Annotated in this window: 10 protein-coding genes and 3 pseudogenes; 6 read left to right on the top strand and 7 right to left on the bottom strand. The window is 69.3% G+C overall.

Features of this window, described 5'->3' with window-relative positions; all coding sequences use genetic code 11:
* The first annotated feature begins 292 nt into the window (after positions 1-292).
* The 4 genes from AC2W7M_RS12270 to AC2W7M_RS12285 are packed head-to-tail and all read left to right on the top strand — an operon-like array spanning position 293 to position 3493.
* Positions 293-445: an aa3-type cytochrome c oxidase subunit IV gene (locus AC2W7M_RS12270; RefSeq protein WP_486132600.1), complete on the top strand. Its 153-nt coding sequence runs from the start codon at positions 293-295 to the stop codon at positions 443-445.
* A gap of 33 nt (positions 446-478) precedes the next feature.
* Positions 479-1627 carry a Re/Si-specific NAD(P)(+) transhydrogenase subunit alpha gene (locus AC2W7M_RS12275; protein ID WP_486132601.1) on the top strand — a complete coding sequence of 383 codons (1149 nt, stop codon included), beginning with the start codon at positions 479-481 and terminating at the stop codon, positions 1625-1627.
* Positions 1627-2079, top strand: a complete 453-nt coding sequence (locus AC2W7M_RS12280; RefSeq protein WP_121621340.1) for a proton-translocating transhydrogenase family protein — start codon at positions 1627-1629, stop codon at positions 2077-2079. The genes AC2W7M_RS12275 and AC2W7M_RS12280 overlap by 1 nt, the downstream gene beginning before the upstream one ends.
* Positions 2080-2089: 10 nt before the next feature.
* Positions 2090-3493: an NAD(P)(+) transhydrogenase (Re/Si-specific) subunit beta gene (locus AC2W7M_RS12285; protein WP_486132602.1), complete on the top strand. Its 1404-nt coding sequence runs from the start codon at positions 2090-2092 to the stop codon at positions 3491-3493.
* A 134-nt stretch (positions 3494-3627) separates the two neighbouring features.
* Here the strand turns inward: AC2W7M_RS12285 and AC2W7M_RS12290 are convergent.
* The 3 genes and pseudogenes from AC2W7M_RS12290 to AC2W7M_RS12300 all read right to left on the bottom strand — a co-directional run.
* Positions 3628-4631 (bottom strand): annotated as a pseudogene (locus AC2W7M_RS12290) (aldo/keto reductase); the annotation flags it as partial.
* A 69-nt stretch (positions 4632-4700) separates the two neighbouring features.
* Complete coding sequence (locus AC2W7M_RS12295; protein ID WP_486132603.1) at positions 4701-4997, bottom strand: putative quinol monooxygenase; 297 nt, start codon at positions 4995-4997, stop codon at positions 4701-4703.
* 77 nt (positions 4998-5074) lie between these two features.
* Positions 5075-5869, bottom strand: a complete 795-nt coding sequence (locus AC2W7M_RS12300) for a type 1 glutamine amidotransferase domain-containing protein (protein WP_486132604.1) — start codon at positions 5867-5869, stop codon at positions 5075-5077.
* Positions 5870-5981: 112 nt separating this feature from the next.
* On the opposite strand from AC2W7M_RS12300, the gene AC2W7M_RS12305 reads away from it, so the two are divergent.
* Complete coding sequence (locus AC2W7M_RS12305) at positions 5982-6893, top strand: LysR family transcriptional regulator (RefSeq protein ID WP_486132605.1); 912 nt, start codon at positions 5982-5984, stop codon at positions 6891-6893.
* 51 nt (positions 6894-6944) lie between these two features.
* On the opposite strand, the pseudogene AC2W7M_RS12310 reads toward AC2W7M_RS12305, so the two are convergent.
* The 3 genes and pseudogenes from AC2W7M_RS12310 to AC2W7M_RS12320 all read right to left on the bottom strand — a co-directional run bounded on the left by AC2W7M_RS12310 (position 6945) and on the right by AC2W7M_RS12320 (position 9544).
* Positions 6945-8422: pseudogene (locus AC2W7M_RS12310) on the bottom strand (NAD-dependent succinate-semialdehyde dehydrogenase).
* Positions 8423-8589: 167 nt separating this feature from the next.
* Positions 8590-8811, bottom strand: coding sequence for a hypothetical protein (locus AC2W7M_RS12315; protein ID WP_486132606.1), 222 nt, complete (start codon positions 8809-8811; stop codon positions 8590-8592).
* 127 nt (positions 8812-8938) lie between these two features.
* The gene (locus AC2W7M_RS12320) at positions 8939-9544 is read right to left on the bottom strand and encodes an SAM-dependent methyltransferase (RefSeq protein ID WP_486132607.1); all 606 of its coding nucleotides are present in this window, start codon (positions 9542-9544) and stop codon (positions 8939-8941) included.
* Positions 9545-9680: 136 nt separating this feature from the next.
* On the opposite strand from AC2W7M_RS12320, the gene AC2W7M_RS12325 reads away from it, so the two are divergent.
* Positions 9681-9881, top strand: a complete 201-nt coding sequence (locus tag AC2W7M_RS12325; protein ID WP_486132608.1) for a hypothetical protein — start codon at positions 9681-9683, stop codon at positions 9879-9881.
* Between the two features lie 27 nt (positions 9882-9908).
* On the opposite strand, the pseudogene AC2W7M_RS12330 reads toward AC2W7M_RS12325, so the two are convergent.
* Positions 9909-10530: pseudogene (locus AC2W7M_RS12330) on the bottom strand (cobyrinate a,c-diamide synthase); the annotation flags it as partial.

Below are 10530 nucleotides of genomic sequence, written 5' to 3' on the forward strand. Positions count from 1 at the left end.
CGGCCGTGCTGCACCGCCACCGGGGCGCGAGCCCCTGCGACCTGTGGGCACACCAGCCACGGCGCCGGCAGCGGCGGCCTGCGCGGGCGTATCGGTTATGAGCGAGTCGAGCGGCGCATCCATGTCTCAAAGCTAGTTCGGCGTGGCGAACAAAGCAAGAACATGTGTGCCAGAATGGCGCAAAATCCCCATAGTGCAGTGCACATTATGTATACTGTACACCACTGAACAGTTGCCAGAAAACCACTTCTCCGCTACACGCCAATGCGAGCGATAAGCGAGGGGGAAACCGATGGCCGATCACGGCACGATCGAGTACGGGACCGCGGAAGGCAACGACTATGTCGAGCACGAGCGCACCTATGCGCTGTTCACCGCGCTCACCAAATGGGGCACCATCGGCATCGCCGTTCTTCTCGTCCTGATGTGGATCTTCCTCCTCTGAGCCTCTAGGCCCGGAGCACCGGAGACAAATTCGATGAAAATCGCTGTCCCCGCCGAGGTGGATCTCGGCGAGCCGCGGGTCGCTGCGACCCCGGATACGGTCAAGCGCCTCGTCGCGCTCGGCGCCCAGGTGGCGGTCGAGGCCGGCGCGGGCGTCAAGTCCGGCATCCTCGATGCCGACTACGAGGCGGTCGGCGCCACCATCGCCCCCTCGGCCGCGGACGTGGTCGCCGGGGCCGACGTGGTGCTGAAGGTGCGGCGCCCGACGGAAGCCGAGCTTTCGTCCTATCAGCGCGGCGCCCTCGTGCTCGCCATCATGGACCCCTACGGCAACGATGCCGCCCTCGCGGCCATGGCCAATGCCGGAGTCGCCGCCTTCGCCATGGAGCTGATGCCCCGCATCACCCGCGCGCAGGTGATGGACGTTTTGTCCTCCCAGGCCAACATCGCCGGCTACCGGGCGGTGATCGACGCCGCGGCCGAGTTCAACCGCGCGCTGCCGCAGATGATGACCGCCGCCGGCACCGTGCCCGCCGCGCGCGTCTTCGTCATGGGCGCGGGCGTCGCGGGCCTCCAGGCCATCGCCACCGCGCGCCGGCTCGGCGCCATCGTCACCGCCACCGACGTGCGCCCCGCGGCGAAGGAACAGGTGGCCTCGCTCGGCGCCAAGTTCGTCGCCGTGGAGGACGAGGAGTTCAAGCAGGCCGAGACCGCGGCCGGCTATGCCAAGCCCATGTCGGCGGAATACCAGGCCAAGCAGGCCGCCCTCGTCGCCGACCACATCAAGAAGCAGGACATCGTCATCACCACCGCGCTCATCCCGGGCCGGCCGGCGCCGAAGCTCATCAGCGCCGCCATGGTGGCGTCGATGAAGCCGGGCTCGGTTATCGTCGATCTCGCGGTGGAGCGCGGCGGCAACGTGGAAGGGGCGGTCCCCGGCCAGGTGGCGGAAGTGGGCGGCGTGAAGATCGTCGGCCATCTCAACGTCCCGGGCCGCGCCGCGGCCTCGACCTCGCCGCTCTACGCCAAGAACCTGTTCAACTTCCTCGAAACGATGGTGGACAAGCAGGCCAAGGCCCTCGCCGTCAAATGGGACGACGAACTGGTCAAGGCGACGCTTCTCACCCGCGACGGCGCGGTCGTGCACCCCAATTTCGCACCCAAGACTGAGGGAGCGGCCTGATGACCCCCAATCCACAGCTCGCGGCGGACGCCGCGGAACAGGCGCGCATCGCCGCCGAGGTCGCGCGCGAGGCGGCGATCGCCGCCCAGGCCTATGCGGACCAGGCCGCCGCCGCCCTCGGCGGGCTGGCCCACGCGGCCACCGGCGGCGCCATCGACCCGTTCGTGTTCCGCCTTTCCATCTTCGTGCTCGCGGTGTTCGTGGGCTATTACGTGGTGTGGTCGGTGACCCCGGCGCTGCACACCCCGCTCATGAGCGTGACCAACGCGATCTCCTCGGTGATCGTGGTGGGCGCGCTGCTGGCGGTGGGCGTCTCGACGGTGGGCGATCCGGGCCATGCCTGGTGGGCGCGCATCTTCGGGTTCATCGCCCTCGTCTTCGCCTCGGTGAACATCTTCGGCGGGTTCATGGTGACCAGCCGGATGCTCGCCATGTACTCGAAGAAGAAGTGAGGCCGGCGCCATGAATGCGAACATCGCCGCCGCCCTCTACCTTGTGGCGGGCATCCTCTTCATCCTGGCGCTGCGGGGCCTCTCGCATCCCACCACCTCCCGGCAGGGCAACCTGTTCGGCATGGTCGGCATGGGCATCGCGGTGCTCACCACCCTCGCGCTCCAGCCGCCTTCCGACATGTTCGGCTGGGTTCTGGTGGTCGCCGGCATCGCCATCGGCGGCGCCATCGGCGCCGTGGTGGCCAAGCGCATCGCCATGACGGCCATGCCGCAGCTGGTGGCCGCCTTCCACTCGCTGGTGGGTCTCGCCGCCGTGCTGGTCGCCGCCGCCGCGCTCTATGCGCCGGAGGCGTTCGGCATCGGCTCGCCGGGCCACCTGCACGCCGCGAGCCTGATCGAGATGTCGCTCGGCGTCGCCATCGGCGCCGTTACCTTCACCGGTTCGATCATCGCCTTCGCCAAGCTCAACGGCAACATGAGCGGCAAGCCGATCATGCTGCCGGGGCGCCACCTCATCAATGCTGGCCTCGCGCTGCTGCTGCTGATCCTCATCGTCGCCTTCGTGCTCACGGGCTCGATCGCGCTGTTCTGGATCATCACGGTGCTGGCCCTGGTGCTCGGCGGGCTGCTCATCATCCCCATCGGCGGCGCGGACATGCCGGTGGTGGTGTCGATGCTGAACTCCTATTCGGGCTGGGCGGCGGCCGGCATCGGCTTCACGCTGGGCAACACGGCGCTGATCATCACCGGCGCGCTGGTGGGCTCCTCGGGCGCCATCCTCAGCTACATCATGTGCAAGGGCATGAACCGGTCCTTCATCTCGGTCATCCTCGGCGGCTTCGGCGGCGAGACCTCCGGCGGCCCCGCGGGCGCTGTGGAAGCCCGGCCGGTGAAGCAGGGCTCGGCGGACGATGCGGCCTACGTCATGAAGAATGCCGGCAAGGTCATCATCGTGCCGGGCTACGGCATGGCGGTGGCGCAGGCGCAGCATGCGCTGCGCGAGATGGCCGACATGCTGAAGGAGGAGGGCGTCGAGGTGAAGTACGCCATCCACCCGGTGGCGGGCCGCATGCCGGGCCACATGAACGTGCTGCTCGCCGAGGCGCAGGTGCCCTACGACGAGGTGTTCGAGCTGGAGGACATCAACTCCGAGTTCGCCCAGGCGGACGTCGCCTTCGTCATCGGCGCCAACGACGTGACCAACCCGGCCGCCAAGACCGATCCGCAGTCGCCGATCTTCGGCATGCCGATCCTCGACGTGGAGCGGGCCAAGACCGTGCTGTTCATCAAGCGCGGCATGGGCTCGGGCTATGCCGGCGTGGAGAACGAGCTGTTCTTCAAGGACAACACCATGATGCTGTTCGGCGACGCGAAGAAGGTCACCGAGGAGATCGTCAAGGCCATGGGCCACTGAGCGGGCACGCTCGCCCGCCGGACGGCTTCCGAGCCCTCCGCTGAGAAGAAGAAGGCCGCCGTGCTGGACAAGCACGGCGGCCTTTTCTCGTTCAGGTGCGTGTCCGGGGCGCGGAGCACCCGGAGCTCAGGCGCCGCCCGGCAGGGCGCGGTGGCATGCACCAGGCCGGCCGCGCGCAGGTCGCGCCAGAAGTCCGCCGGCACGCTCTCCTCCAGCGCCGCCCGGTCCTCGGCGATGCGCTCGGGCCGGCTGGCGCCGGGGATCACCGCCGCGACCGCCGGATGGGCGAGCGAGAACTGCAGGCCGGCCGCCTTCATGCTGACCCCGTGCCGGTCGGCGATGGCCTTGATGCGTGCCACCTTGTCGAGGATGGCCGGCGGCGCCGGCGCGTACTCGAAGTTCGGGCCGCCGACGAGCGCGCCCGAGCTGTAGGGCCCGCCCACGACGATGCCGAGGCCCTGGCGGACCACCTCCGGCATCACCCGCTGGAGCGCGCGGTCGTGATCGAGCAGGGTGTAGCGACCGGCGAGCAGGAAGCCGTCCGGCCGGGGCTCGTCCAGCGCCATGAGCAGCTCGATCGGCTCCACCCGGTTGACGCCGAGGCCCCAGGCCTTGATGACGCCCTCGTCCCGCAGCCGGTCGAGCGCCCTGAAGGCGCCAGTGCGGGCGCTTTCGAACATGGCAAGCCAGTCGTCGCCGAAGAAGTCCTGCGCCACGTCGTGCACGAACGCGATCTCGATGCGGTCGGTCTTCAGGCGCTTCAGGCTGTCCTCGATGGAGCGCAGCGTGGCGTCGGCCGAATAGTCGTTGACGATCCGGTTCGGCGACCGTGCTTGAACACCTCACCCTTCTCGCCCTGGTCGCGGGTGCTGACGTCCTCGATCTCGTCGAGGATCACGCGCCCGACCTTGGTGCTGATGACGTAGTCGCCGCGCGGCCGGCCGGCGAGCACCTCGCCCATGCGGATTTCCGCAAGACCCGCCCCGTAGAAGGGCGCGGTGTCGAAATAGCGGATGCCGTCGGTCCAGGCGGCGTCGACGGTGGCGCGCGCCTCGGCCTCGGGAATGTCGCGGAACATGTTGCCGAGCGGCGCCGAGCCGAAGCCGAGCTTTCCCGGAAGGATATCCTTGAGTGCCATTGCTTTGTCCTTTGGCTGCGGGGCCGCGCGGTAAGGCGCTCTGCTCCGCGTTTGGGGGCCGCCCGCCGGTCAGGTGACGTCGACGGGATCGAGCAGGAAGGCGGTGCGATCGGCGAGGTCGCCGACCTGGGAGAGATAGTTCTGGAAATGCGCGCTCTGCCGGTGCGCTGCGATGGCGTCGGCGTCGACATAGAGTTCGTCCAGGACGAACCGTGCGGGATCGGCCTGATCCTGCCAGATGTCGTAGCGCCGATTGCCGGCCTCGGCTCGGCTCGGCCCGACCATGCCGGAAAGGAGCCCCTTCAGGGCCTCCGCCTTGCCCGGGCGGGCGACCAGGATGGCGACGATCTTCACGGGGTCGGCCATGGGGTTCTCCTATGTTGGCTTGGGTGAAACGGGCCGGCTCCGGCGGTCCGCGGCGCGCCCCGCCGGATGGCGGCGGCTCAGGCGCGGCGCCGCTCCAGCGCCGCCACGAACCGCGCCGCCAGCGGATGGTCCGAGCGCGGATTCTGGCCGGTGATGAGCTCGCGATCCTCGACCACGTTGGGATCGAAGTCGACCGTGCCGGTTTCGACCGCGCCGCCCGCGGTCTGAAGCGCGTCCACCATGTTGAAATGGAGCTTCGCATGGAGGATGCGGTCCTCCACCACCTTTTCCTCGGTGTTGGAGAACACGGTCATGCGATAGCCGGCATAGGGCCAGTCCTTGGCCCATTCGGCGGCCTTCTCGGGGGCGCCGGCGATGAGCGCGGCGCGGAATTCCCGCGCATGGGGCATCGCCGCCACCGCTGCCATGGGGCCGTGGCAGAGCATGGCCGTGGGCTTCGCCTGGGCGTGGAAGTGGCGCAGGATCACGCCCAGGTCGGGATCCTGCATCAGGTCCACCACCGGCGCCTGACCGCCGGGCACGAACACGCCGGCATAGCCGTCCAGCCCTTCCTCCACCACCGCACGAAGCGTGCGCACATGGGTCATGGAGGGATCGCCCGCATAGAAGGCCTTGGCCTTCTCATAGGCGGCCTGGTCACCGTCGAAATGCGTCGCCGCGTCCGAGACCGGGTCGATGTGCGGCCGCGTGCCCTCCGGGGTGGCGAGCACCACGTCGTAGCCGGCGGCGAGGATCGCCATCACCGGCACCACGGTTTCGTTGAGATATTGCCCCGTAGCGCCGGTTCCGCCGCCCTGAACCTCGATGCGGGTGGCGTTGGAGCCCACCACGAGAACCTTGCCCTTGCTCATGTCTGCCTCCGTCCTGGATGCGTCCGGTTCGGACAGGCTCACCATGCGCCGGGCCTTCATATTCCTAAAATTTATTGATATGATTTTAGATATTCATAAAACATTATAACTGATGCGCTACGACCTCAATCTCCTGCCGGTCTTCGTCACCCTGATGGAGGAACGCAACGTCACCCGCGCGGCGGCGCGCCTGGGCATCACGCAGCCCGCGCTGTCGAACGCTTTGGGCCGGCTGCGGACGGTGATGCGGGACCCTCTGTTCGTCCGCGCCCGCTACGGCATCGAGCCGACGGCCCTGGCGCTCGACCTGGCGCCGGCGATCGCCGATGCGCTGGCCAAGATCGACGCGGTGGTGCTGGGCCAGCAGGCGTTCGACCCGGCGCGCGCCGAGCGGCTGGTCACGCTGGCGCCGAACGGCTTCGTCGAGTTCGCTCTCATTCCGGGGATCGTCGCGCGGCTGGGCGAGGTGGCGCCGGGCATCACGCTGCGGCTCACCCCCTACGGCACCGACCTCGCCGAGACCGGCGTCGTCTCCGGCACCACCGCGATGGCGCTGGGCCGCGTGGTCGATGCGCCGGACAACATTGTGGTCCAGCACCTCATGGACGAGGGCTTCGCCTGCGTGGTGCGCGCCGGCCATCCGCAGGTGACGGGGGAATTGACCCGCGCCCAGTTCGAGCGCCTGAAGCATGTGAACGTCATGCCGCCCGGCCGCCTGCGGGCCGGCCTGTTCCAGGCGCTGGAGCGGCAGGGCCTGAGGCGCGAGGTCGCGCTCTCGGTGACGCATTTCCTCGCGGTGCCTGAAATGGTGGCGGCCACCGATTTCTGCGCCACGCTGCCGCGCCTGATCTGCCAGCGCCTCGCGCACGACCCGCGGCTGAAGGTGGTGGAGGCGCCGGTCGACCTCGGCACCTTCCCGGTCCACATGGCGTGGCACGTGCGCTACCGGAACGATCCGGCGCACCGCTGGCTGCGGTCGCTGATCGTGGAGATGGCCCGCGGCGCGTCCGGTGTCGCGGGCTGAGGCGGTCGGGCGGCCGCCAGGGCCAAGGCCCCGGCGGCGCGTGTCAGCGGCTCAGAGGCCGCCGAGGCAGACGTACTTGATGTTGAGATAGTCGTCGCAGCCGTACTTGGACCCCTCGCGGCCGACGCCGCTCTCCTTCACGCCGCCGAACGGAGCCACCTCGGTGGTGATGACGCCGGCATTGACGCCCACCTGCCCGTACTGCAGCGCCTCGGAGACGCGGAAGGCGCGGCCGAGGTCCTTGGTGAAGAAGTAGCAGGCGAGACCGTACTCGGTGTCGTTCGCGTAGCGGACGGCCTCTTCCTCGGTCTCGAACTTGAAGAGCGGGGCGAGCGGGCCGAAGATCTCCTCGCGCGCGAAGTCCATGTCCTGGGTCGCGCCCTTGAGCACGGTGGGCTCGAAGAAGGTGCCGCCCTGCGGCGGCTGCTTGCCGCCGGCGAGCACCTGCGCCCCCTTGCCGAGCGCGTCGGCAAGCAGGCTCTCCACCTTCTTCAGCGCCTTCTCGTCGATCAGCGGGCCGGCGGCGACGCCTTCCTCCATGCCGTTGCCGACCTTCAGCTTTTTCGAGGCCTCGGCGAACTTCGCCGCGAAGGCGTCATAGATGCCGGCCTGGACATAGAAGCGGTTGGCGCACACGCAGGTCTGGCCCACGTTGCGGAACTTGGAGGCGATCGCCTGCTCGACCGCGAGATCGAGGTCGGCATCGTCGAACACCAGGAACGGCGCGTTGCCGCCGAGTTCCATCGACACCTTCTTCATGGTGTCCGCCGACTGCTTCACCAGAAGCTTGCCCACCGGGGTGGAGCCGGTGAACGTCACCTTCTTCACGATCGGGTTCGACGTCATCTCGGCGCCGATCAGCGAGGACTTGCCGGTGACGATGTTGACGACGCCCGCCGGGATGCCCGCCATCTCCGCCAGCACGCCCCAGGCGAGGCCGGAGAAGGGGGTCAGCTCGGCCGGCTTGCACACCACGGTGCAGCCGGCGGCGAGCGCCGCGCCGATCTTGCGCGACAGCATGGAGGAGGGGAAGTTCCACGGCGTGATGGCCGCGCACACGCCCACCGGCTCCTTGGTGACAAGGATGCGCCGGCCGGCCCAGGGGGAGGGGATCACGTCGCCATAGAGGCGGCGCGCCTCCTCGGCGAACCAGCGCACATAGGCGGCGGAGGCACCGATCTCGCCGCGCGCCTCCGGCAGCGGCTTGCCCTGCTCGGTGGTGAGGATGACGGCCAGTTCCTCGGCATTGGCAAGGATGAGGTCGGCGAGCTTGTGCAGCTTCGCCGCGCGGTCTCCGGCCGGGGTCGCGCGCCAGCCGGCGAAGCCTTGTCGGCGGCCTCGATGGCACGGCGGGCCTCGTCGGTGCCGCCGCGCGGCACCGTGCCGATCACCTCGCCGGTGGCCGGGTTGGTGACCGAGATGGTCTCGCCGCTGTCGGCGCCGACCCACTGGCCGCCGATCAGCATCTGCTCGCGCAGGAGGGTGAAGCGCGGAGCGTCGGTGCGGGTGATGGGCTGGGGAGAGGCCATGGTCTTTCTCCTGAGGCTGAGAGCCAAGCGGGCGTTCGGTTACCGCATATAGGACGAAAGACGCAGCCGCGCGAGCGCGTCATGCGCAAGCGTGCGCCGGCGCGCCATGCGCGCGGCGCGCGTCCGGGCTTTCTCGAGCATCGGCGGCCCGCGTCGAAGGACGGGATTCAGCGCACGCAGGTTATGGAATGGAAGGGGACGACCTGCTCCTTGTGCCCCGCGCCGGCCGCCACCTGGCAGCGCAGATAGTCCCGGCCGACACTCATGGGCGCAAAGCCGGTGATGGTCGACCCGCCCACCACCTGGATGATGATCGCCTGGCCATCCTTGGCGCTGACGATGTCGAGCACGGCCTCGCGGAAATCGTCGTCCTTGAGTTCGCACCTCATGGCTCACGTCCTCCCGGCAAAGGCGGGCGGGGGCGCCCGCGTGGCGGCATCTTCGGCCGTCCGTGCGATCATAACGCCGATGTCGCGGAAAGGGGCGAGCGCAATCGCCGCGTTTCCTTGCGGCAGATCAGGCGGGCTTGCGTGCGACGATGTCGATGAGGGCGGACGGACCCTTGTGCCGCGTCCCCTCGTTCAGTTCGGCATCGTAGCTCGCAAGCTCGATGATCTCGAAGTCGGCGAATTCCGCGCGCAGCAGGTCCTCGGTGTAGTGCCAGGTGGGATCGGAGGGACCGCCGGTCCCGTAGGCGATCTGCTCGGGCCGGTAGCCTTCCATGAGCAGGAGGCCGCCGGGCTTCAGCGTCCGCTTCATGCCGGCGAACACCCGAGAGCGGTCTTCGGGCGGCATGAACTGGATGAAGATCGTGGCGACCACGTCGTAGGCCTCGGGCGGAAACTCCCAGGTCAGGAGGTCGGCCAGCTCGAAGTCGAGCGTCACGCCGCGCCGCTCCGCAAGCTGGCGCGCCTTGGCCTGTGCCACCGACGAGAAGTCCATGGAATGCACGCTCAGGCCCTGCTCGGCGAGCCAGACGCCGTTGCGCGCCTCGCCGTCCGCCACCGCCAGCGCCCGCTGGCCTTTTTTGAGCAGAGGCGCCTGCCGGGCGAGGAAGGCGTTGGGTGCTTCGCCGAACAGGAAATCCTCACCTGCAAAGCGCTTGTCCCAGCTGTTGTTCATGCTCTGCTTCCTCCCCGCGCGCAGCGCCGCCGCGGCGCAGCGCCGCAATCCACATGGGCCGAGCGTTGATCGAGGTCAACCCTGTCCCGCCCCGCCAGGGTTACGTTCCTGGAACCTCTCGAAGGAGGGCAGGGACATGTGGAAGCTGGCAATTCTCGTCTGGCTCGTGATGGGCACCACGTTCGCGGGCATCGGGGTGATGGTCGTCCTCGCGACGCCTTCGCTGGCGATGCAGGACATGAACCTGATCCCGCTCGCCGCGGGCATCGGCGCGCTGGTCGCCGTTCCCTGCGCTTGGCTGGTGGCGCGGCAGATTTTCGCCGCCACCGCGCGGTAGGCGGTCCGCCGGTCACGCGCGGGCGGTTCAGGCGCGGGCGATGGCGTGGAAGAAGCTTCCCGTCACGTGCCCGCGCGGCTGCCCGCCGGGCCGAGGTCGAGCCCCTGAGCGTCGGCGAGCTGCGCCAGCGGCGCATCGTCGCCGCGCGTGAGCGTGGTGGCGTAGTGGAATTCGTGGCCCCGCACCGTCTGACCCTCCGGGCCAAGGGGCGAGGGGGCCATGAGGCGCGCCTGCCGGTAGCCGAGATTCATGCGCCGCTGCGCGAAGCTGGTCTCCAGGTCGAGGAGGCCGAGCATCTCGTGCGCGGCGCCGTCCGCATCCACGAGGCGCGCCCGAGCGCCATGTAGCCGCCGCACTCCCCATGCACCGGCCGCGTCTGCGCGAACCGGCGCACCCCGTCGCGGAAGCGCCGCGCCGCCGCCAGCCGGGCGCATGCAGTTCCGGATAGCCGCCGGGCAGCCACAGCGCGTCGCAGGTCTCGTCCGGGGCTTCGTCCGCGAGCGGCGAGAACGGAACGATCTCGGCGCCGCTGCGCCGCCAGTGCGCCAGCACATGGCCGTAGACGAAGGAGAAGGCGGCGTCGCGCGCCAGCGCGATGCGCCGGCCGGGCGGCGGCAAGGCGTGCGCGGGGCGCGTCTGACGCCGGCAG

Source organism: Xanthobacter sp. BG11Y11_SDJG, assembly GCF_057364445.1.